The 22,473-nt window shown below is 49.2% G+C and carries 25 protein-coding genes; 18 read left to right on the forward strand and 7 right to left on the reverse strand.

Translation table 11 applies throughout. The features are described 5' to 3' along the window. From VFK44_14225 to VFK44_14255, 7 genes are all read left to right on the forward strand, one after another. Positions 1-332, forward strand: a 332-nt coding sequence (locus VFK44_14225; GenBank protein ID HET7629525.1) for a thiamine pyrophosphate-dependent enzyme, incomplete at its 5' end; no start/stop codon positions are given. Positions 333-335: 3 nt separating this feature from the next. After that, positions 336-1,316 (forward strand): alpha-ketoacid dehydrogenase subunit beta, encoded by a 981-nt coding sequence (locus VFK44_14230; protein ID HET7629526.1) that lies wholly within the window; start codon positions 336-338, stop codon positions 1,314-1,316. A 33-nt stretch (positions 1,317-1,349) separates the two neighbouring features. Further along, positions 1,350-2,648 (forward strand): dihydrolipoamide acetyltransferase family protein, encoded by a 1,299-nt coding sequence (locus VFK44_14235; protein HET7629527.1) that lies wholly within the window; start codon positions 1,350-1,352, stop codon positions 2,646-2,648. 2 nt (positions 2,649-2,650) lie between these two features. Continuing rightward, a complete protein-coding gene (gene lpdA, locus VFK44_14240) occupies positions 2,651-4,066 on the forward strand; it encodes a dihydrolipoyl dehydrogenase (protein HET7629528.1) in 1,416 nt (471 codons plus the stop codon). Between the two features lie 128 nt (positions 4,067-4,194). Continuing rightward, the gene (locus VFK44_14245; GenBank protein ID HET7629529.1) at positions 4,195-5,142 is read left to right on the forward strand and encodes an ABC transporter permease subunit; all 948 of its coding nucleotides are present in this window, start codon (positions 4,195-4,197) and stop codon (positions 5,140-5,142) included. Next, a complete protein-coding gene (locus tag VFK44_14250; protein HET7629530.1) occupies positions 5,143-6,153 on the forward strand; it encodes an ABC transporter permease subunit in 1,011 nt (336 codons plus the stop codon). It abuts the gene before it with no gap. 68 nt (positions 6,154-6,221) lie between these two features. Continuing rightward, positions 6,222-7,466, forward strand: a complete 1,245-nt coding sequence (locus VFK44_14255) for an SGNH/GDSL hydrolase family protein (protein ID HET7629531.1) — start codon at positions 6,222-6,224, stop codon at positions 7,464-7,466. Positions 7,467-7,507: 41 nt separating this feature from the next. On the opposite strand, the gene VFK44_14260 is transcribed toward VFK44_14255, so the two are convergent. Beyond that, positions 7,508-7,885: a hypothetical protein gene (locus VFK44_14260; protein ID HET7629532.1), complete on the reverse strand. Its 378-nt coding sequence runs from the start codon at positions 7,883-7,885 to the stop codon at positions 7,508-7,510. 221 nt (positions 7,886-8,106) lie between these two features. On the opposite strand from VFK44_14260, the gene VFK44_14265 reads away from it, so the two are divergent. Further along, positions 8,107-8,967, forward strand: coding sequence for a polysaccharide deacetylase family protein (locus VFK44_14265; GenBank protein HET7629533.1), 861 nt, complete (start codon positions 8,107-8,109; stop codon positions 8,965-8,967). A gap of 23 nt (positions 8,968-8,990) precedes the next feature. On the opposite strand, the gene VFK44_14270 is transcribed toward VFK44_14265, so the two are convergent. Further along, positions 8,991-9,398: a DUF1885 family protein gene (locus VFK44_14270; protein HET7629534.1), complete on the reverse strand. Its 408-nt coding sequence runs from the start codon at positions 9,396-9,398 to the stop codon at positions 8,991-8,993. Between the two features lie 211 nt (positions 9,399-9,609). Here VFK44_14270 and VFK44_14275 point away from each other — a divergent pair, with 211 nt between their 5' ends. After that, positions 9,610-9,723, forward strand: coding sequence for a GapA-binding peptide SR1P (locus tag VFK44_14275; protein HET7629535.1), 114 nt, complete (start codon positions 9,610-9,612; stop codon positions 9,721-9,723). A 34-nt stretch (positions 9,724-9,757) separates the two neighbouring features. On the opposite strand, the gene VFK44_14280 is transcribed toward VFK44_14275, so the two are convergent. Beyond that, positions 9,758-10,399 carry a DUF1054 domain-containing protein gene (locus VFK44_14280; GenBank protein ID HET7629536.1) on the reverse strand — a complete coding sequence of 214 codons (642 nt, stop codon included), beginning with the start codon at positions 10,397-10,399 and terminating at the stop codon, positions 9,758-9,760. A 260-nt stretch (positions 10,400-10,659) separates the two neighbouring features. On the opposite strand from VFK44_14280, the gene VFK44_14285 reads away from it, so the two are divergent. Both VFK44_14285 and VFK44_14290 read left to right on the forward strand, forming a co-directional pair. Beyond that, positions 10,660-10,848 carry a hypothetical protein gene (locus tag VFK44_14285; GenBank protein HET7629537.1) on the forward strand — a complete coding sequence of 63 codons (189 nt, stop codon included), beginning with the start codon at positions 10,660-10,662 and terminating at the stop codon, positions 10,846-10,848. A gap of 99 nt (positions 10,849-10,947) precedes the next feature. Further along, positions 10,948-11,775: an inositol monophosphatase family protein gene (locus VFK44_14290; protein ID HET7629538.1), complete on the forward strand. Its 828-nt coding sequence runs from the start codon at positions 10,948-10,950 to the stop codon at positions 11,773-11,775. 22 nt (positions 11,776-11,797) lie between these two features. Here the strand turns inward: VFK44_14290 and VFK44_14295 are convergent, their stop codons facing one another. Continuing rightward, on the reverse strand, positions 11,798-11,980 hold the full coding sequence (locus VFK44_14295; GenBank protein HET7629539.1) for a DUF5325 family protein: 183 nt from the start codon (positions 11,978-11,980) through the stop codon (positions 11,798-11,800). A gap of 133 nt (positions 11,981-12,113) precedes the next feature. On the opposite strand from VFK44_14295, the gene typA reads away from it, so the two are divergent. Genes typA through VFK44_14310 form a run of 3 tightly spaced genes read left to right on the forward strand, consistent with a single transcriptional unit; the run spans position 12,114 to position 14,607 of the window. Continuing rightward, on the forward strand, positions 12,114-13,952 hold the full coding sequence (gene typA / locus VFK44_14300; protein HET7629540.1) for a translational GTPase TypA: 1,839 nt from the start codon (positions 12,114-12,116) through the stop codon (positions 13,950-13,952). Between the two features lie 52 nt (positions 13,953-14,004). Continuing rightward, on the forward strand, positions 14,005-14,313 hold the full coding sequence (locus VFK44_14305; GenBank protein HET7629541.1) for a YlaH-like family protein: 309 nt from the start codon (positions 14,005-14,007) through the stop codon (positions 14,311-14,313). Between the two features lie 18 nt (positions 14,314-14,331). Next, positions 14,332-14,607, forward strand: coding sequence for a hypothetical protein (locus tag VFK44_14310; GenBank protein HET7629542.1), 276 nt, complete (start codon positions 14,332-14,334; stop codon positions 14,605-14,607). A gap of 39 nt (positions 14,608-14,646) precedes the next feature. Here the strand turns inward: VFK44_14310 and VFK44_14315 are convergent, their stop codons facing one another. From VFK44_14315 to VFK44_14325, 3 genes are all read right to left on the reverse strand, one after another. After that, positions 14,647-14,850: a YlaI family protein gene (locus tag VFK44_14315; protein ID HET7629543.1), complete on the reverse strand. Its 204-nt coding sequence runs from the start codon at positions 14,848-14,850 to the stop codon at positions 14,647-14,649. 81 nt (positions 14,851-14,931) lie between these two features. Then, positions 14,932-15,615 carry a YhcN/YlaJ family sporulation lipoprotein gene (locus tag VFK44_14320; protein HET7629544.1) on the reverse strand — a complete coding sequence of 228 codons (684 nt, stop codon included), beginning with the start codon at positions 15,613-15,615 and terminating at the stop codon, positions 14,932-14,934. A gap of 124 nt (positions 15,616-15,739) precedes the next feature. Continuing rightward, complete coding sequence (locus VFK44_14325) at positions 15,740-16,165, reverse strand: peptidyl-prolyl cis-trans isomerase (protein HET7629545.1); 426 nt, start codon at positions 16,163-16,165, stop codon at positions 15,740-15,742. 111 nt (positions 16,166-16,276) lie between these two features. Between VFK44_14325 and glsA the strand changes: the two genes are divergently transcribed. The 4 genes from glsA to pyc all read left to right on the forward strand — a co-directional run bounded on the left by glsA (position 16,277) and on the right by pyc (position 22,437). Next, positions 16,277-17,203: a glutaminase A gene (glsA, locus tag VFK44_14330; protein HET7629546.1), complete on the forward strand. Its 927-nt coding sequence runs from the start codon at positions 16,277-16,279 to the stop codon at positions 17,201-17,203. Between the two features lie 83 nt (positions 17,204-17,286). Then, a complete protein-coding gene (locus VFK44_14335; GenBank protein ID HET7629547.1) occupies positions 17,287-17,568 on the forward strand; it encodes a YlaN family protein in 282 nt (93 codons plus the stop codon). Positions 17,569-17,730: 162 nt separating this feature from the next. Further along, the gene (locus tag VFK44_14340; protein ID HET7629548.1) at positions 17,731-18,930 is read left to right on the forward strand and encodes an FtsW/RodA/SpoVE family cell cycle protein; all 1,200 of its coding nucleotides are present in this window, start codon (positions 17,731-17,733) and stop codon (positions 18,928-18,930) included. A 60-nt stretch (positions 18,931-18,990) separates the two neighbouring features. Further along, a complete protein-coding gene (gene pyc / locus VFK44_14345; protein ID HET7629549.1) occupies positions 18,991-22,437 on the forward strand; it encodes a pyruvate carboxylase in 3,447 nt (1,148 codons plus the stop codon). The last annotated feature ends 36 nt before the right edge of the window (positions 22,438-22,473 follow it).

Genomic DNA, 22,473 nt, shown 5'->3' on the forward strand with positions numbered 1-22,473 from the left:
CGTTCATCGAAACGTTGACGTATCGTTACGGTCCTCATACGATGTCCGGCGACGATCCGACGCGTTACCGTACAGAAGACCTCGACAATGAATGGGAAAAACGCGATCCGCTCGTCCGTTTCCGCAAATATTTGAAAGACAAAGATTTGTGGAGCGACGAACAGGAAGAAGAAGTCGTTGAAAAAGCGAAGCAAGAAATCAAGGACGCTTTGAAGGAAGCGGACAGCGCGCCGAAGCAAAAAGTCAGCGACTTGATCAAAATCATGAACGAACAGTTGCCGAACAATCTTCAAGAGCAACTCGAAGAATATGAAGCAAAGGAGTCGAAATAAGCCATGGCGGAAATGACAATGATTCAAGCCATTAACGATGCAATGCGCACGGAACTCGAACGCGATGAAAATGTGCTCGTTTTCGGCGAAGACGTCGGCGGCAAATACGGCGGGGTATTTCGCGCTACAGAAGGTCTCGCCGAGAAATTCGGGGATGACCGGGTGTTCAATACACCGTTGGCGGAATCGGGAATCGGAGGATTGGCGCTTGGATTGACGTTTCAAGGATACCGCCCGATCATGGAAATTCAATTTTTCGGGTTCGTCTTTGAAGCAATGGATGCGGTTGTTTCACAAATCGCGCGCCTTCGTTACCGCTCAGGCGGTCATTACGAAGCTCCGGTCGTCGTTCGCGCTCCGTTCGGCGGCGGGGTAAAAACACCCGAGCTTCATTCCGACAGCTTGGAAGGATTGTTCGCGCAGTCTCCGGGTTTAAAAGTCGTCATTCCTTCGAATCCGTACGATGCGAAAGGGCTGCTGATTTCAGCAATCAGAGACAATGATCCCGTCATTTTCCTTGAACATATGAAGCTGTATCGCTCGTTCCGTGAAGAAGTTCCTGAAGAGGAATATACGGTTGAAATCGGCAAAGCGAACGTTGTCCGCGAAGGCAGCGACGTCACGATTGTTACGTACGGGGCGATGGTGCAAGCCTCGAAAAAAGCGGCTGAGCAGCTCGAAAAAGACGGCATCAGCGCCGAAATCATCGATTTGCGTACGGTCAGCCCGCTCGACGTGGATACGATTGTGAAGTCGGTGGAAAAGACGAATCGCGCCGTTGTCGTTCAAGAAGCGCAAAAACAGGCGGGTGTCGCGTCAATGGTCGTTGCGGAAATTAACGACCGCGCCATTCTTCACCTTGAAGCACCGGTCGGCCGGGTTACGGCACCGGACACGGTGTATCCGTTCGCAGCGGTGGAAGACATTTGGCTACCCGACAAGAACGATATTATCGAAAAGGTGAAACAAGTCGTAACGTTTTAAACGATCGATTTCTTAAAAAGGAGGGAACTGAACTTGGCATATCAATTTAAATTTCCGGAGCTCGGCGAAGGCATTACCGAAGGCGAAATCGTCAAGTGGATGGTGAAAGAAGGCGATGAGGTCAAAGAAGACGACATTCTCGCCGAAGTGCAAAACGACAAAGCCGTCGTCGAATTGCCCTCGCCTGTCGACGGCAAAATCCTTGAATTGAAAGCCGATGAAGGCGACACCGTTCACGTCGAAGATGTGATCGTCGTATTCGACGCCGAAGGCGAAGGCGAAGATGAAGGCGACGATGCAAGCGGCGAAGGCGAAGAGTCCGGATCGGACAATGAAAAGGCGAAGGACGAAGGGAAGAAGGACGACGATTCCGCGAGTGAAGCGGGTAAGGAATCGAAAGAAACGTCTTCTTCCGATAAGCGCGTGATTGCGATGCCGTCGGTACGGAAATATGCGCGCGAAAAAGGCGTCGACATTCAGGAAGTGAGCGGAAGCGGGAACAACGGGAGAATTTTGAAGGAAGACGTCGATCAATTCCTTGAAGGCGGCGGAGAAAAAGCGGAGGCCGCAGAAGGGCAGCAAGATCAGGAAGCGGAAGAAAAACAAGCGGCAGTTGCGGGCGGCTACGAGCAACGCGAAACGAGAGAAAAAATGCGCGGCATCCGCAAGGCGATTTCGAATGCGATGGTTCATTCGAAGCATACTGCACCGCACGTGACGTTCATGGACGAAGTGGATGTGACGGAACTCGTTGCCCATCGCAAGCAATTTAAGGAAGCGGCAGCTGAACAAGGCGTGAAACTCACGTATTTGCCTTACGTTGTGAAAGCACTCATTTCTGCGTTGCGGCAATATCCGATTTTGAACACTTCGGTAGATGATGATTCCGAAGAAATCGTACACAAGCATTATTACAATATCGGAATTGCCACTGATACAGACAAAGGACTTGTCGTTCCCGTCGTTAAAGATGCGGATCGCAAGTCGATGTACCAAATCGCGAACGAAGTGACCGAGTTGTCCGGCAAGGCACGTGAAGGAAAGTTGTCCAATGAGGACATGAGCGGAGGCACTTGCACGATTTCGAACGTAGGGTCCGCAGGCGGACAATGGTTCACGCCAGTCATAAATCATCCGGAAGTGGCGATTCTCGGCATTGGACGAATTACCGAGAAACCGGTCATTAAGGATGGGGAAATTACGGCAGCCCCGATTCTTGCGATTTCGTTGACAGTCGACCACCGCGTCATCGATGGTGTCGTGGCCCAAAACGCGTTGAATCACGTAAAACGTCTGCTCAACAATCCACAATTACTCATACTGGAGGCGTAACTATGGTAGTAGGAGAATTTACGACGGAAGTCGATACGCTTATCATCGGATCGGGACCGGGAGGATACGTTGCTGCGATTCGCGCGGCGCAGCTCGGCCAAAAAGTAACCGTCGTGGAAAAAGAGGATTCGCTCGGGGGCGTCTGCCTGAATGTCGGCTGTATTCCTTCCAAAGCTTTGATTTCTGCGAGTCACCGTTATGAGCATGCCGGTCAGTCGGACGACATGGGCATCACGGCGAAAGACGTCAAAATCGATTTTTCCAAACTGCAGGAATGGAAAGGCTCGATTGTGAAAAAATTGACCGGCGGCATCGACGGCTTGTTTAAGGCAAACGGCGTCGAGGTCGTTCGCGGCGAAGCCATTTTCGTCGGCGAAAAGGAAGTTCGCGTCAACAACGGATACGAACAAAACCGTTACAAGTTTGAGAATTGCATCATTGCCACTGGCTCGAGTCCGATCGAAATTCCGGGATTCAAATGGAGCGATCGCGTGCTTTCTTCGACCGGCGCGCTGGCGCTTACAGAAGTGCCGAAGAAAATGGTTGTCATCGGCGGGGGATACATCGGCATCGAGCTCGGCAATGCTTTTGCCGGTTTTGGCACCGAAGTGACAATTCTTGAAGGATCGAAGCAAATATTGCCGGGATTCGAGAAGAAAATGGCGGCCGTTGTTCAGAAACGCCTGAAGAAGAAAGGCGTGAAAATTCATACAAATGCCATGGCACAAGATGTCAAAGAGACGAAAAAAGGTGTGACGGTGACCGCGAACATTAAGGATAACGAAGAAACGTTCGAGGCCGATTATGTCCTCGTTACGGTCGGCCGCAAGCCGAATACCGAAGAACTCGGACTGGAGCAAGCCGGTATCCAAGTGAACGATAAAGGCTTGATTGAAGTCGACAAGAAAGGCAAGACGAACGTCGACAACATTTACGCGATCGGCGACATCGTACCGGGTCCCGCTCTTGCGCATAAAGCTTCTTATGAAGGAAAAGTAGTCGCTGAGGTGATCAACGGCGACAAAGGCGCGGAAATCGATTATCTCGCGATTCCGGCGGTTGTCTTTTCCGATCCGGAACTCGCCTCGGTCGGTTACACCGAACAAGAGGCAAAAGATGCCGGTTACGACGTAAAATCTGCCCAGTTCCCGTTTGCGGCAAATGGCCGTGCGTTGTCGTTGAACGACACGGACGGATTCATGAAACTCATCACTCGCAAAGAAGACGGGTTGATTCTCGGCGCGCAAATCGCCGGGCAGGGTGCTTCGGACATGATCGCCGAACTCGGTCTTGCTGTCGAAACGGGCATGACGGCGGAGGACTTGTCCTTGACGATTCATGCACACCCTACACTCGGAGAAATTACAAGCGAGACCGCAGAAGTTGCTCTCGGCCATCCAATTCATATTGCCAAATAAACGTTTTATTTGCGGAGCCTGGTTCAGGCTCCGTTTTTTCTTAGCTGGGATTCGGCTAAGTTTTTTTACTTATGTTACAATAATTTTACTATTATGAACAAAGGGTTACATATAGAGGGGGGATATGGATGGCAACCGTGTTGCTGCGAGGGGGAGGCAAATTTTTATTAACAGCCGCAGCGATCTTTTTCATTGGTTCGCTGCCTTATTTGATTTTTAACATGAAAGCTCAAGTAACTGTATGGAAACTTCTAATGGACGGGAGTTTGGCGAACGCTTCTTTTTTAAGCGATCATCTTCACTTCAACGTTTCCTCTTATTTTTCCCACGTCGGATCGACGTTTTTGCAGTTGTTTCATTGGAAAGATTTGTACTATTACAATTTTTACATAGAGAAAGTACCGTTGTTCCCCGAATTTTTCGATTCGTACCTCGAGTCGATGGTCACGTTGTTTTCCGCGATTCTGCTCGGCTTGGTCACCGGAATTATCGTCACGTTGGTCGTCATGCTGCTTCCGGTTCGGGTGCGTAAGCCGTTTCACTCCCTCCTGTTTGTCCTCGAGTCACTCCCGGACATTTTCATCGTCGTTTTTTTTCAATGGACGATTTTTTACATACATGAAAAGACAGGAGTCGAATTATTGGACACGTACAGTCTTTTCGACGACGCTTACGTTTTGCCGATAATATGCTTGTCGTTCTTGCCGGCATTTTATATCGGAAAATATTTGCTGAAAACGTTCGAGGAAGAAGAAGACCGTTTATATGTTGAGTTGGCCCGTGGAAAAGGAATGGGACGGTTGCGCATTTTGCTTGTTCATATATCCAGGAACGCGCTCGTGACGTTTTTCGCCCATTTCAAAACGATCTTTTGGCTCGGACTTTCCAATTTAATTGCGTTGGATGTCCTGTTCATGAATGATGACGGGTTTATGGTTTTCATGGTTGAAAATGCGCCGTTAAATCCGACAATCTTCACGGTTGGACTGTGGATGGTATTTGTTCCGTTCTACATCGTAATGATTGGTGGAGAAGCACTTATTTATTCCATTACTCGGTCAGGAGGGACGAGGTAAATGGGATACTTCCAGTCACTGATCCAAACACGGATGTTCGTTCTCGGCATGCTGTTTTTGCTCGTGCTCGTCGCGGTAAGCATAGGGTTCGGGCCTCTCGCCGATGCCGATTCGAGCGTGCGGTCGCTTGACGTTCAACAAAGCGATTCGATGGATAAGCCGCCGTTTCCTCCTTCGGCCGCGTATCCGCTCGGAAGCAACCGGTTCGGTCAACAAATGTTGTGGATTTTGATCGACGGAGCCAAATATACGATCGGCATGGCGGTGGCGATTTCATTGGCGGCCATGGTTTTGGCCGTCGGTTGCGGATTCGCTATGAACGCGCTTCCGAAGTGGATCAGCATGCCTTTGGCCGAATCCTTTGAAGCCTTTCACTTTGTTCCGCTGGCGTTGTTTGTGTATTGGTTGGTTGCACCGGTCCTTAAATTATTCAATTGGAGTTACGGGGCAGAGGTCGAGTTCTTTTTCCCGATTTGCGTGTTGATTGGATTGTCGGTTCCCATTCTTGCCGTTTACGTCTACCGAGAAACGAGAGAAATTGCGAGACGTGAATATATCGTCAACGCAAAAGTATTGGGGCCAAGCCGATTCCATATTTATCGAAAACACGTGTTGCCCTTGTTCATGCCGAAACTGCTCGTGATTTTTTCTCAACAAGTTGGAAGAGTATTATTGGTGTTCGCGCAACTTGGCTTGCTGAACGTGTTCATTGGCGGAGGAACGGAAAAAGTGGTCGGGCATGAGCTTGTGAAAAATGAACAAGGGATCATGGAAGAAGTGGAAATCTTGAGTATGTTCTCCAACAGTCATGAATGGGCAGGGCTGATCGGCAAATATTGGCCGCAATTGGAGGCTGCCCCTTGGCTCATTCTCGGCCCGGTTACCGCTTTTGCCCTTACGCTCATTGCGGTTAATTTCGTCGCGGAAGGGATGAGTACAGCCGCTCAATGGAAGCCGCGAAAGAAAAGAAAAGGGATCGCTTTCTCGAGAAAAACGGATTCGGTCGTTTGAAATTGTGCGATTTCGGAAATGAAAGGAGTGGCGGCATCAACTAAAGAAGACAAGGAGCAAATGCATCGATGAACAAGTCAACTTTGTTAACGGGATTCGCAATGATAGGATTCGCTTTAATGGTCATAGGACTTGCAACCGCATTTACTGATCAGGAGCGAAACACGGGAAATCGTGAAGCTTCTGGAAATTGGGTGGCAGCATGGGCGGCAAGTGAACGCGCTCCATTGGATGAAGGCATTTCGCTTGGAGGTTTCACGAATCAAACGGTGCGAATGATCATTGATCCGCATTTCGACGGATTGCAGTTGCGGCTCCATTTATCGAACCGGTATGGTACAAAGCCGGTCACGTTTTCGGCGGTTCACGTGGCGAAACAAAAGAAGGGTGCGGCGATTCAAAAAAATACCGACCGAACGGTAACCTTCGACGGGGAAACAACCGTTACGATTCCACCTGGAAACGTGGCTGTCAGCGACGCGGTTTCGCTCCGCGTCAACTGTGATGAACCGCTCGCTGTCAGTTTGTATGTCCGCGGCGAAAGCGGCCCGGTCACGTGGCATCCGCATTCTTTGCAAACGACTTACATTACTCCTGACGGGAATCATGCATCGGATGCTGCGGCTTCCGCGTTTACGAAAAAGCATGTCGATTGGTATTGGTTGAATGAAATCGACGTCGTTCCTGAAGGAAAGGTGAAAGGGGCAATTGCCGTCATCGGAGACTCGATCACGAACGGCAACCATTCCACGATCAACGCCAACCGGCGTTGGCCGGATGATTTGGCGAGACGGTTTCACCGGCAAAGGCCGGGAACGTGGTCGGTCATTAATCAAGGCATATCCGCCAACCGGATTTTCGAAAGTTCGCCCGGGATCGGATTGAGCGCCTTCGATCGCCTCGAAAGGGACGTCTTTCAACCGGCCGGTGTCAAAGCACTCATTTTTTCGGAAGGATTGAACGATATTCGCCATCATCCCGACGAAGTGGACGCTGAACAAATGATTTCCGCAATGAAAGTAATCATCGAAGAGGCGCATGAGCATGGAGTTGCTGTTTATGGAGCAACGTTGACACCTTTTAAAGGTTCAAACAGATATACGGAACAAGGGGAAAAAACGCGTGAAGCAGTGAATCAATGGATTCGCACGAGCGGTGCCTTCGACGGGGTGATCGATTTCGACAAAGCGCTGCGCGATCCGCGTCATCCGAAACGATTGCTTCCCGAGTACGACCACGGCGATCATTTTCATCCAAACGACCTCGGCTATCAGTTGATGGCAAACGTGGTCGACTTATCGATGTTCAACTAAACGCATGAAACGCCGGAGCAAATGCTCCGGCGTTTTGTCGGTTAAGGACGGGAGATCAATGGTGTTAATTTTTTTGTTAAGGTTTCCGTTGTATAGGCGCCGGCAATCTTAAGTTTCGTCATGCCGTTTTGTTTAACGATGATGGCGGGAACGGACGGGATTTCGAATTCCTGTTGCAAGTCTCTTAAATCGCCCGTTTTAATGCTGATCTTTCTTTCATTCACCGGTACGTCGTCATAGGCATCCAGCAATGCCGAAAAGTAGCGGTCTTTCAATTGTTCATCCGTATCCATGCTGTAAAGGAGAATGACGCGAACGTCCGTTCCTCCCGCGTGGGCGGTTTTTTCGGTAAACGTTAATGCCTCACAACCGGAAAGCATAAATAAGAGGATAAGAGGTAAAACGAAGTAAGTTTTCATTGATGCAGATCCTCCTGCTGGAGAGCGTTTATTGAAAGTAAGTTCGTTGATTTCATCTTAACACGGAGAAAATCGAATGCTGTTCTTATGCATGAAATGTTACATAAATGAAAATGGGTTGTTATGAATATTGCAATTCGAAAAAAAAGAACACGAAAGTTTAAAAATCCCAGCCATTTTTCGTTTGGAAAACCTTATAATGAGATTAAGGGGGGGTATCGGTGAAAAAAAGGTTACTGATCGGTTGTGCAGTTTTGTTGCTGGCCGGATGCTCGTCATCGTCGCAAACGCAGTCGTCTCATCCAGACCCACCGGATAAAATGCGAAAAAACGAGCAGCTCGCTGAGAAAACGGCACCTAAAAAAACCGAGCAGCCTACACAACACGATGAAAAGAAGCAGCCTGATGTGAAAAAGGAGCCGAAGGAGATTCATCCTCAATACCGGATGACCAAAAACTATTATTTGAAACCGATCGATCAAGCGGACCCGAAGGTGGTGTTGTTGACGATCGACGATGCGCCTGACGAACATGCCGTGGAAATGGCCAAAACGTTGAAAAAACTTCACGCGAAGGCAATCTTTTTTGTCAATGGCATGTACGTGAAAGACGACGAAGGCTTGAACAAATTAAAAAAAATTGAAGCTCTCGGGTTTCCGGTCGGCAATCATACCGTTACGCATCCGAATTTATCCGATCTTTCGCCAGAGGAGCAAAGAAAAGAAATCCTTCCTGTTTACGAAACATTGCAACGAACAAGCGGAAAACCGGTGAAGTTTTTCCGGGCACCGCACGGGGTGAATACGAAAGTTTCCGATCAACTGGCAAAAGAAAGAAATGTGCTCGTGATGAACTGGTCGTACGGTTACGATTGGCACAAACAATATGAAAATCCTGAAGCCCTTGCCAAAATCATGATTACGACCCCGTATTTGCATAACGGTTCGATTTTGCTCATGCACGACAGAAGTTGGACAGCGGAAGCTCTCCCCGAAATCGTGAAAGGCCTTCGTGCCAAAGGATACACCATCGTCGATCCGGAACGGATTGAAACGCCGCTGACGCAAAAAAACAAGGAGTGACCGGTAGGACGGTCCTCCTTCTTTTATTCATCGATCGGCGGCATGATTCTGCCGTTGAACAGCTGCAATTTTCCGTGCAAACGGCCCGCAATCCATTTGCATAACTCGTTCGCTTTCCCTTTATCGCCTTGCGTGGCATCATTAGGGAGCGTAATTTGCACGCAACATCGCCCATCAACGGCACCGTTCGGGCTTTTCCCACTTTCAACGGCAATGACAATGACGTTGTACCGCTCATGCAACCCGCGCAAATAAAACCACCGGTCTTCGCCTTGCGGTGAATCTTCGATTGTGTAAGGGAAGGCGGCTTCATCATATGCCCACCTCAGTTGCTCACCGGTTTTCGCGGTTGCCGTTTTGTAGTCCCGCAACAACTTCTTGATAACGTCCGGATGAACGGCTTCATCAAGATAAATGTAGGCGTTTTCCAACGAAACATCCCCTCGATTCCAAGCAATTATCATTATCTTAGCATTTGTGGAAACATTACGACAAGCAGTGGAACATCGGAGTTAATAAGTATGTTATATTGAATTGAAAATGACATACTAAAAAAGGTTGACAAAACAAAAATGACATCATAATATAAAGAAAAACAGTTGTAAAAGCGCTTACAAAAAAGGTGATGAGGAGATGAAACGTATGGGAACGCTCGTATGCCAAACTTGTGATTCAACGATAGAACACTTTCTCTCCAACAAAGTCACGACGCTTTATTCACGTTGCCCGAAATGCTGCAAAAAGAGGCGGAAGTAAATGAAAAAGATGCGCGGTCCGCGGCGCATCTTTTTCATTGCTTCACCGGAACGGCAATTTCGTTTACCGCCGTCCGGTAGAGCGGGATTAAGGGTTCAAACGTATCAGAGATTCGTTGCGTCCATTCCTTGCCGCTGAGACGGATTGCCTCGGCTTGTTCAATCGTTCGCCCGCAAAGAAATTCTCCTTTTTTCACCGTTTTCAATCGTTCAAGCATCGCCTTTACGTCCTTTTCATTGAACCGCCCAACTTCGGGTTTCGTATGATCTTTCGAAAACACGAAATCTTTAGGGAGATGGTTGAGCCATTCATTCCTACTCCGTTGCAACCTGTTCGCAATTTCTTCTTTGTTTTCGGCTTCGTTAATGACAGCGAACCAAAGGAAGACATGCGATTGCCAAAGCCCGATTTGAAAATGCGGATGTTTTTTGTATCCTCTTCGGTTTCCGGCGATCGCCACCCAAGTGTCCTTAGGAGGATTCACCGTGCGGCGGGCGTGACGAGCCACGTGCGGATACATTGTCTCGCCCGTTGCAGCAGACAACGATTCTGCGAACGATTGTCCGAGCGTTTCCAATTTCGGGCGTACTCGTTTCTTTAGTTGTTCCATGCGTGCTTCGAGACCTTCCACTTGAAAAACGTTAAAGTCAGCTTTTGCAAAACCTTTGAATGCCATCGTCGACTCCTTATTCACCTATTTTGTTTGCAGTGTACCATAAATTGCGTTTGAATGGGCAAAGAAACGGGAATGAAAGGTACAAACAGACTGAATTTTTCATACAATGCAGCAAGGAAAAAAAAGATGACTGCGCACTTATCGGAGCCCGAATTTACTTTTCTTGAAATTTCCACTTGCGCTGCGAAGAAGTCCTATGGTAAGTTAATGTAAATTTCCTTCGACTTGTCAGAAAATTATGGAAGGGAGTGTAGGGAACCATGAAACAAGTGATGCAAACGTTGAAAAGAAGGGACGCGGAAAGAAGAATCCCGGTGATTCGGTTGGAAATCGACTATGAACTGGTCACTCTACACGATGCGATGACGGAAAATGACAAGAAAGCGATCCATGAATGTAAGAACAGACTCGAAAAGCTTCGTCAGGAGCTTGTACGTCTCGAAGCTTAAGCCCTTTCAATGAAAGGGTCTTTTTTATGTGTCATAATAGATTAGGAAAAGGGGATAAGGTAAAACTATCCTTAAGGAATCGACGAAGGAGTTTCTTACATGACAGTTACGGATTGGAAACAAGTGGACCGCGATGCAAAGGCTTGGATGAAAGAAGCGGCTGAACGCATTCGAAAATCGTTCAAAAAACGAATTCGGATCGGGTACAAAGCGAATCCCGACGACCTCGTAACCGAAATGGACCGGGAGACGGAAAAGTATTTCGCCGATCAAATTCACGAGCATTATCCAGATCATCGCATCTTGGGCGAAGAAGGGTTTGGAGATGAGATTTCGACGACGGACGGAACGATCTGGATCATCGATCCGATCGATGGGACGATGAATTTCGTACACCAGCAAAGCCATTTCGCGATATCGATCGGCATCTTTCATGACGGTGTCGGTCAAATCGGATTGATTTACGATGTCGTTGCCGACGAATGGTTTCATTGCATCAAAGGGCACGGGGCTTTCCTTAATGACAGACCGTTGAAGAAACGAAACGCGGTACCGGTGGAACAATCGATTATCGGCTTGAACGCGACGTGGCTGACGAATAACCGTCGAATTGATCCGCGTTATCTCGCGCCGCTCGTTGGCCGTTCGCGCGGCACCCGCTCCTACGGTTCAGCGGCGATCGAACTTGCCTATGTTGCTGCGGGGCGTTTGGATGCTTATTTTTCGATGCGTCTTTCGCCGTGGGATTTTGCCGCAGGACTTGTATTGTTGGATGAAGTGGGCGGAGTCGTGACGACAGTGGACGGAAAGCCGGTTCGACTACTGGAGCAAAACTCGATTTTTGCGGCTGAAAAGCAGCTTCATCAAGAAATTTTCGAGACGTATATTCGCAAAGGCATCGACAAAGATTTGTTCATGAAATTGTAGAAAAAGGGGTGCGGCTCGACCGCTACCCCTTTGATGCGTTCAATCGTCGTTTCAAAGTGAATCCTGCTGCCATGCATGCAACGGCTCCGATGATCGACAATACGACACCGACCGTGCTGTGCTCGGCGACGGCTGCACCGATGGCGAACAAACAGGCAAACGTGAGAATCGACAAGACGAGAAAAGCGACATTTCTCCATCCCATGCTGTACCCTCCTCGACCGATCGCAAACGATCGGTTTTTCTAAATCAAGCATAACGCATTCGCCCGAAAAAGAAAATCAAAGACAACTATGTTATAATAGTTTGGTTATGTTTAAATTGAGGAGAGAAATGAAATGACGAATTTAAGAAACGATTTGCGAAACGTTGCGATTATTGCCCACGTCGACCATGGGAAAACGACGCTTGTCGACCAGTTGCTGCGGCAATCGGGAACTTTTCGGGAAAACGAACAAGTGAACGAGCGGGCCATGGACACGAACGATTTGGAACGGGAACGCGGGATTACGATTCTTGCGAAAAATACCGCGATTCAATATAAAAATACCCGAATCAACATTTTGGATACGCCCGGCCACGCCGATTTCGGCGGAGAAGTGGAAAGAATTATGAATCTCGTCGACGGGGTTTTGCTCGTTGTCGACGCGTTCGAAGGGTGCATGCCGCAGACGCGGTTTGTATTGAAGAAGGCGTTTGAACAGCAATTAACGCCGATTGTTGTCGTGAATAAAATTGACAGGCCGAACGCGCGGCCGAGCGAAGTCGTCGACGAAGTGCTTGATCTGTTCATTGACCTCGGCGCCGGCGAAGAACAACTCGACTTTCCGGTTATTTACACTTCTGCCGTCAACGGGACGTCAAGCTTTGATCCGAACCAACAAAACGACGACATGACCACACTGTTCGATTTCATCGTCGAAAACGTACCAGCCCCCGTCGATGCTGGTGAAGATCCGCTTCAGTTCCAAGTCACTTTGCTCGATTACAGTGAATTTCTCGGCAGAATCGGGATCGGCCGCGTCTTCCGCGGCACCATCAAAGTAGGTCAGCAAGTGTCAGTTTGCAAACTTGACGGCACCGTGAAGAATTTCAGAGTCAGCAAGTTGTACGGATTCATCGGCTTGAAACGGATAGAAATTGAAGAAGCGGGATGCGGGGATATCGTTGCAGTCGCCGGTATGGAAGAAATCACAGTCGGCGAAACAATTTGCCCGCAGGACCATATCGATCCGCTGCCCGTTCTGAGAATCGATGAACCGACTTTGCAAATGACTTTTTCGACGAATACGAGTCCTTTTGCCGGACGTGAAGGACAATATGTAACAAGTCGTAAAATCGAAGAGCGTTTGAACGTTGAATTGAAAAAGGACGTCAGCTTGCGCGTGCAGCCGACCGATTCTCCCGACGCTTGGATCGTGTCGGGACGGGGAGAATTACATCTTTCGATTTTGATCGAAAACATGCGCCGCGAAGGGTATGAGCTTTCGGTTTCAAAACCGGAAGTTATTATTCGGGAGATTGACGGCGTGCGGAGCGAGCCGTTTGAACGCGTGGACATTACCGTTCCGGATGAGCATACAGGCACGATTATGGAAGCGCTTGGAGAGCGCAAAGCGGAAATGTTGAACATGGAACAAAAAGAAGGCAATCAAGTGCATCTTGAATTTCTCGTGCCTTCGCGCGGCTTAATTGGGTATCTCCGTGAATTTTTGACGCAAACGCGCGGGTACGGGATTTTAAATCATTCGTTTGATTCGTACCAGCCTGCAGTGGATGAACAAATCGGCGGCCGCCGTCAAGGTGTGCTTGTGTCGATGGAAAATGGAAAGGCGACGCCGTATTCAATGTTCCAGCTCGAAGACCGCGGCAGCATGTTCGTTGAGCCCGGCGACGAAATTTACGAAGGCATGATCGTCGGCGAACATAATCGCGACAACGATTTAGCGGTGAACGTAACGAAAGAAAAACACGCAACGAACGTGCGATCGGCAACGAAAGATCAGACGGTTACGTTGAAGAAGTCGCGCACGCTGTCGCTCGAAGATGCGTTGACGTACATTAATCAAGATGAATTGTGCGAAGTGACGCCGAAGACGATACGGCTGCGCAAGAAAATCTTGAATAAAAACGAGCGCGAGCGGGCGGCGAAAAAGCTGAAAGCGGCTTATCGTTGATTTCGCCCCAGCCGCTCAGGTAAAGTGAAAGGTAGAGACGAGGAGGGGGAACATGGGCGAATTTTTCTCGGATTTCGCAAGATTGTACGGGATTGAAGGTGAGCATCCGCAGCGGGCGTTTTGGCTTTTGTATGCGACCATCTTATTTCTTTCGGCCGTCGTCTATCGGCTCGGTTTCGCCAGAAAGCTGCCGCTTTTGAAGAATGTTGTCATCTTTATCTTTCTTGCGGTCGGTTGTTTCGTCATGACCATCTTTGCTGAACGGTTTCCGGTTGTGAAATGTTTAATCGTCATCGCGGTCGTTTTCGGGGGCTACAAATGGCGATTGCACCGCTCAAACAAACGAAACGACCCTGCATAATGAGCGAGGAGGGTTCGTTTGAAACTCGAGGAAGCTTTGTACAATTGGTTGAGTATCAAAATTGTTTCTGATGCCCGCCCCGACGATCAGGCGGCCGCGGATACGCACCGTTTTTTTCGCGAAATTCTCGAACAAGATCACGGCGTAGACGGGCTGGAAGTCACCGTTGCCGATGATGAGTACCGTGTGCATTATCAAATCGGAGGAGTCGAGAGCGAACGGTGTTATCCCGCCCGAACGGCACAATCGCTTTTGCGTTCGATCGAGGCGGAGCCTCGTTACAACGACCAATGACGAAGAAAGGGAGCCGCTCAGCTGCGGCTCCCTTTTGGTTTACCATTTGTTTTTTCCCTTTTCGGACCGGTGATAAATTTTATAAGGATGCTTCGAAAACTTTTCTTTCGTTTTGCTCGCGATTCTTTCATCGCAGTCCTTGCACATGTACGTGTGAATCGGTCGGTTTCTCAATTTCTTTGCGAGAGCGCTTTCGTCATGAAGCGTGGCGACCTTTTCGCACAATACGCACTGTACTTTCACGAGGAACACCTGCCTTACAAACATGGTGCTATTATAACACATTCGCCGTTCTGCTGTTAGATGAGACAATCCGTTCGAGAATCAGCGATTTTGTTGGCGTTCTGGATTTCGGTTTTGATCGTCCGTCCTCGGTGATTTTTTGTTGTTCCCCGGTTTGCTGCCTTTCTTTTGCTGTTTTTCCCACTGCTGCCGATCTTCGGACGGCATTTGCCGTTTTTGCTCGGGCTGGTCGGACGGCTGCGTACCTTTCGGGCTCTGTAAGTCTTGGGGGACTTGGGGCATGACGCGGCCGACGATCTCGGCGAGCTGATTGAAAATGCCGCTGACCGGCCTTCCGTCTTGAATCGACTGTCCCATGTTTCTCAACCGCTGTACCGTATCGGGATCGGAGACGACGACGGCGGTTGCGCCGTAGCGGTCGTTTCGAAGTGCTTCGGCTACGGAATATTTGATCGTCCCGACTTTCGAACGATCGACGTCTTTATCGATGTCGATGCCTACGATGGCATATCCCATCGTGACGATTGCGGTCGCGTTTTTCACTTCCGGGACGCCTTCGGCAATGCCGACCAAATGCTTGGCAATCTCCCCCGATGTCAGGTTTTTCCTCGGGTTGTCGTGAGATTCATGGACGGATTGCTTCACTTCCGAATAGTTCGGATGATGTTGACGATCGCTTCGTCCCTTTTCCTCAGGACGCTGAGCAAGGCACCCCGTTGAAAATACGAGAAGGACGAGCGGCAAGACGATACGTTTTAGTTTCATGAGATCGATCACCCTTTCCTACGGGTAGGATTTACCGGTAAACTTCTTCTTATGCGCAAAAAAACTCCGCGCATCGAATGCGCGAAGTTTGCTAAAGACGCTTCTCTTGGCCGTTGATTGACCATCAACGAACGATTAGCTGTTTGATCTGTTTGATCGGGTGATCTTGATTCGATCCGTCTCCGTGATAAAAATGCGCCGGTCCGTCGTCGTTGAGGAACGTTCCATCTTTCGTGAAGGCGAGGATGCCATTTTCCGCTTCGGCGAGCGATAACTCATGGTTCTCCCCGTTCGCCGTTTCAATGATGACGTCGGCGGCATCCGCTTTCGGTGCTGCGTTGTCCAAGTATGGCTTAAGCGGGACAGCGAGCGACAACCCTTCCTCTTGCATCAAGTCTCTTTTTTTATACGCTTTCGGAGGTTCTCCGAGTTTGTGCGGCTTACGGAAATAATCGTCGAGGTTGAACTTCCTGTCGTCGAACAACCACGCCCCGGGATCTAAAGTGATCGTGTAATCTACGTTTCCTTTAATAAAAATGATATCCGGCAATCGCTTCCACCTCTGTCTCGAAATTTCGTCCTCTCTATTATAAAGGCAACGGTTAGGCTTGTCACACTTGGGAAAGGTAAGGATGAACGGAATGCAGAGGTGAATGATAAATTGATTACGCAAGAAGAATTGAACCATTTGGTAGAAATAGCCAAACCAACGGCACGAAAAGGACAAGTGGCCTCATACATTCCTGCTCTCGCCAAAGCCGATGCTCACGATTTGGCTGCGGCCGTTTATCGAGAAGACGGAACCTTGATTTCCGCAGGGCAGGATGAGAAACCTTTCACGCTTCAAAGCGTAGTTAAAGTGTTATGTTTGGCGCTGGCGATCATGGATCGCGGAACGGATTACGTGTTTGCGCGTGTCGGAATGGAACCGACAGGAGATCCGTTCAATTCCATCGGTAAATTGGAAACGAGAAAGCCCGCCAAACCTCTGAATCCGATGATTAACGCCGGCGCTCTCGCTGTCACGAATATGCTTCACGGAGCAACGGTGCAAGAAAAGCTCGGCCGTTTGCTGGCGTTCGTCCATGATTTGGCCGGCAATGTTTCGATTGTTTTTAACGAAACTGTTGCCTCTTCCGAAAATAAAACGTCTTATCTCAATCGTTCGCTTTGTTATTTCATGAAACAACACGACATCATTACTGAAGATGTCGACGAAACGATCGATTTTTATACGAAAATGTGCGCGATCGAGGTAAATTGTCGCGACTTGGCTCGTATCGGCGCCGTATTAGCGAACGACGGTAATGATCCGGAATCTGATCGAAAAATCATTCCTGGTCAAATCGTTCGGATTTTGAAAACGTTTATGGTCACATGCGGCATGTATAACGCGTCGGGAGAATTTGCGATGAGGGTCGGGATGCCTGCAAAAAGCGGCGTTTCCGGCGCGATACTCGGAACCGTGCCTGCGGGAGGGGGTATTGGCATTTACGGGCCGGCGCTCGACGAGAAGGGGAACAGCGTCGCCGGGGTGAAGTTGATGGAGCTATTGTCTGTGCAGTACGGCTTAAGTATTTTTGCCTGATCTGAGGCGGCCAATGCCTTGCAATTTTACGGTAAACAAGGTAAGATGAAGGTCAGGATGGCAATGTGAACGGAGGGATCAAATTGTCAACGGAGATTGCTGCAGGGCATCGTGAGAAGGCATTTGATCTTCTGAAAGAAGATGCTCACAAGATCCTTAAGCTGATCGAAGTACAGATGGAAAACTTAACGATGCCGCAATGCCCTCTTTATGAGGAAGTGTTGGATACCCAAATGTTCGGATTGTCCCGCGAGATCGATTTTGCCGTCCGTCTCGGACTGCTTGACGAAAAAGACGGCAAGCAATTGCTGGAAACGCTGGAGCGCCAGTTGTCGGCGTTACATGAGGCATCCGTTCGTAAATGAGAAATGCGTGAGTTCCCCGGCCTGACGGAAAACAGACCGGGTTTTTATTTCTGGTCGTTGACAGAATATTCACCCGTTTGGAAATCCGATAAGAAAAGAAGGAAAATCGCGTTCAGTAACGAAAAATGTAAAAGAAGGAAACTTGGATAGGATGAACGCGAAATGATAAAGAAGATGTTCCAGCATTTTGATTATACAATGGTCATTCCTGTTTTGCTTCTCGGCGCATTCGGGGTTTTAATGGTTTACAGTTCGGGAATCTATTGGGCAGATTGGCTCGGTTTTGCCCCCGATCATTTTTTTGTCCAACAGTCGATGAACTTTGCGGCGGCGTTAGTTGCGTTTGCCTTCGCAATGCTGTTTCCGTACAAAGCCTATGCGAAATTCATGAAGCCGATTCTCGGAATCTCGTTATTGCTTCTTGTCTTTGTCAAGTTGAACGGAACGGTCAGCGGGAACGCGCAATCTTGGATTAACGTCGCCGGCGTGAACTTTCAGCCGTCAGAATTCGCCAAGATCGGCGTCATCATTTATTTGGCTGCTGTATTTTCGAAAAAGCAACATTACATTACGAATTTTTCACGCGGAGTCGTCCCGCCTTTAATCGTCATTTTAATCACGTTCTTGCTGATCGCTGCCCAGCCTGATCTCGGGACGGCGATGATCATCGCCGGCATCTCCGGTGTGATGATCGTTTGTTCCGGCATGCGCATTAAGCATTTGACGGCTTTACTCGGCCTCGCCGTCATCGGGATCTCCGTGATGCTTTTGTTTGGTTCGATTTTGTCACTTGAGCAACTGTCCCGTTTCGATGCCGCCTATCACCCGTTTGAACATAGTGAAGACGATGCCGGTTACCAAATGATCAATTCGTATTTGGCGATTGCGGCTGGAGGCTTGACCGGGCGCGGACTCGGAGACGGCATTCAAAAGTATGGTTTTCTTCCGGAATCCTATACCGATTTTATTATGGCGATTATCGCGGAAGAATTCGGTTTGATCGGGGTCACGCTTGTAATCGGTACCCTCTGTTTTCTCGTGTTCAAAGGCTTTATCATCGGCATTCGCTGCAAAGACACGTTCGGCAGCTTGCTGGCGGTTGGCATTGCGGGCATGATCGGCGTACAGTCGGTTATCAATCTAGGCGTCGTTTGCGGATTGCTCCCCGTCACAGGCATTCCGCTTCCGTTTGTCAGTTACGGAGGATCGTCTCTCGTCGTTTGCATGTTCGCGATGGGCGTTTTAATTAATATATCAATGTTCATTCGTTGGAAGAAGGACGAATCGAACGGACATGAGCAACCGGAACCTCACTCAGTATTTCAACAAGGCGAGGGTGCATACCGGACGACACACAGGTAGGAATGACGGGAGTTCGTTCAATCGACTCCCGATTTCACCATATAGATAGGGAGTGGAAACATGAAAAATGTGAGAAAAATCAGCAAAGTGTTGGTGGCCAACCGCGGAGAAATTGCCATCCGCATCTTTCGTGCCTGCACCGAACTGAACATTCGCACGGTCGCGGTTTATTCGAAGGAGGATGAAGGATCGTATCACCGGTACAAAGCGGATGAAGCGTACCTTGTCGGAGAAGGGAAAGGACCGCTGGAGGCGTATCTCGACATCGAAGGCATTTTAGAAATCGCGAAGGACAACGGTGTCGACGCCATCCATCCGGGATATGGTTTTCTGTCGGAAAATACGCGATTCGCGAAACGGTGCGAAGAAGAAGGTATCATCTTCATCGGACCGAAGTCCGAACATCTCGTCATGTTCGGTGATAAGGTAAAGGCAAAACAGAAAGCGGTTGAGGCGAAGATTCCGGTGATCCCCGGAAGCGACGGGCCGGTTTCCGGACTTGACGAAGTCGAACGTTTTGCCGACGAGCACGGGTATCCGCTCATGATCAAAGCCGCACTCGGAGGCGGCGGCCGCGGCATGCGCATCGTGCGAAGCCAAGAGGCGTTGGCGGACGCTTTTGACCGCGCAAAGTCGGAAGCGAAAAAGGCATTCGGGGAAGACGAAGTTTACGTCGAGAAATTCATTGAAAATCCGAAACATATCGAGGTGCAAATTCTCGCCGACGCTGATGGCAAAGTCGTTCATTTATATGAACGCGATTGCTCGGTGCAGCGACGCCATCAAAAAGTCGTCGAAGTAGCGCCTAGCGTGTCATTGGACGACACGACGAGAGAAGACATATGCCAGGCGGCTGTACAGCTGGCGAAAAGCGTTGATTACTTAAATGCCGGGACGGTGGAGTTCCTCGTCGACCGCGACCAAAATTTTTATTTTATTGAAGTGAATCCGCGCGTCCAAGTCGAACATACGATTACCGAGCTTGTCACCGGCGTCGATATCGTTCAGTCGCAAATTTTCATCGCCGAGGGACATTCGCTTCATAGCGCGAAAATCGGCATTCCGGAACAAAACAAGATTTCATTACATGGATATGCGATTCAGTGCAGGGTAACGACTGAAGATCCGGCAAACAATTTCTTCCCGGACACCGGAAAAATCATGGCTTACCGAACGGGCGGCGGCTTCGGCGTGCGGCTCGATGCCGGGAACGGTTTTCAAGGCGCGGTGATCACGCCGCACTATGATTCCTTGCTCGTGAAACTGTCAACTTGGGCGCTCACGTTTGAAAATGCGGCATCGAAAATGCTGAGGAATTTGAAAGAGTTCCGGATTCGCGGCATCAAGACGAATATCGCCTTTTTGGAGAATGTCGTTCAGCACGATAAATTTCTTTCGGGCGAGTACAGCACGTCGTTTATTGATACGACTCCGGAGCTGTTCATTTTTCCGAAACGGAAAGACCGCGGCACGAAAATGCTGACGTACATCGCTTCGACGACGATCAACGGGTTTCCGGGGTTGGAGAAACAGAAAAAACCGGCCTTCGACACACCGAAAGTACCGAAGGTGAAACATTCGGAGCCGATACAGAACGGAACGAAACAAATTCTCAATGAAAAAGGGGCGGACGGCCTCGCAAAGTGGGTGAAAGATCAGAAGGAAGTGTTATTGACGGACACGACGTTCCGCGATGCCCACCAGTCGCTGCTGGCGACAAGAATGCGGACGAACGATTTGAAAAAAATTGCGGAACCGACAGCTCGGTTGTTGCCGAATTTATTTTCCGTTGAAATGTGGGGCGGTGCAACATTTGACGTGTCCATGCGATTTTTGAATGAAGACCCGTGGAAGCGGCTCATGACCTTGCGGGAAAAAATGCCGAACGTCTTGCTGCAAATGCTTTTGCGGGCATCTAATGCAGTCGGCTATAAAAATTACCCTGACAACGTCATCAAAGAGTTTGTCGATAAATCAGCGAATGCGGGCATTGACGTGTTTCGGATATTCGACAGCTTAAACTGGATTGAAGGCATGACGCTTGCGATCGACGCTGTGCGCGAGTCGGGAAAAATTGCGGAAGCCTCGCTCTGCTATACAGGCGACATTCTCGATCCGAAACGGTCGAAGTACGACTTGGCCTATTATACGAAAATGGCGAAAGAGTTGGAAAACGCCGGCGCGCACATTCTCGGCATTAAAGACATGGCTGGGCTTCTTAAACCGCAGGCGGCCTACGACCTCATCTCTGCGTTGAAAGAGGCTGTGGACATTCCGATCCATCTTCATACGCATGATACGAGCGGCAATGGTCTTTTCATGTATGCGCGGGCAGTAGAAGCCGGTGTCGATATTGTTGATGTTGCCGTAAGCTCCATGGCAGGCATGACGTCGCAGCCGAGCGCGAACTCGCTTTATTATGCGCTCGACCATACGGACCGCCAGCCGAATGTTAACATCCGTTCCCTTGAAACCCTTTCGGATTACTGGGAAGACGTCAGAAAATATTACAGCGGTTTTGAAAGCGGCATGGTCGCTCCAAACACGGAAGTGTATGAGCATGAAATGCCTGGAGGCCAGTACAGCAACTTGCAACAGCAGGCGAAAGCGGTCGGCCTCGGCGAGCGCTGGAACGAAGTCAAAAAGATGTACCGCCGCGTCAACGACATGTTCGGGGATATCGTGAAGGTGACTCCGTCGTCGAAAGTGGTCGGCGATATGGCGTTGTATATGGTGCAAAATCATCTAACGGTAGACGATGTGTACGAAAAAGGAGAAAACCTCGATTTTCCGGATTCGGTCGTCGAATTTTTCCAAGGTTATCTCGGTCAACCGTATCAAGGGTTTCCGAAGGAATTGCAGCAAATTATTTTAAAGGGACGGGAAGCGATCGACGTCCGTCCGGGCGAACGACTGGAACCGGTAGATTTCGAGGACCTGAAAGAAACGCTTTACCATAAGCTCGGCCGTCCAGTAACGAGTCACGATCTTGTCTCCTATGCGATTTACCCGAAAGTGTTCATGGACTTCCATGAGTTCCAAGAGCGATTCGGAGATACATCTGTGCTCGATACGCCGACTTTCTTTTACGGGATGAGGCTCGGCGAAGAAGTCGAAGTGGAAATCGAACAAGGGAAAACGTTGATTGTGAAACTCGTCTCGATCGGCGAGGCGCAGGCGGATGGAACGAGAGTCGTTTACTTTGAGTTGAACGGGCAGCCGCGTGAGGTGGTTGTGCGCGACGAAAGTGTCAAAACGACCGTAAACGCTAAACAAAAAGCCGATCGAAGCAATCCGAATCATATTGCGGCGACGATGCCAGGTACGGTCGTAAAAACGGTTGTCGAAAAAGGTGAACGCGTGAAGAAAGGCGACCATATGATTATTACGGAAGCGATGAAAATGGAGACGACGGTACAGGCGCCTTTTGATGGCGTGGTAAAAGAACTTTACGTGTCGAATGGCGAAGCGATTCAAAGCGGGGATTTGCTTCTCGAATTGGAATAAAAACTATCGGCCGCGGCGTTCCTTATGGAACGCCGC

The organism is Bacillales bacterium (genome assembly GCA_035700025.1).
Taxonomy (GTDB): domain Bacteria; phylum Bacillota; class Bacilli; order Bacillales; family DASSOY01; genus DASSOY01.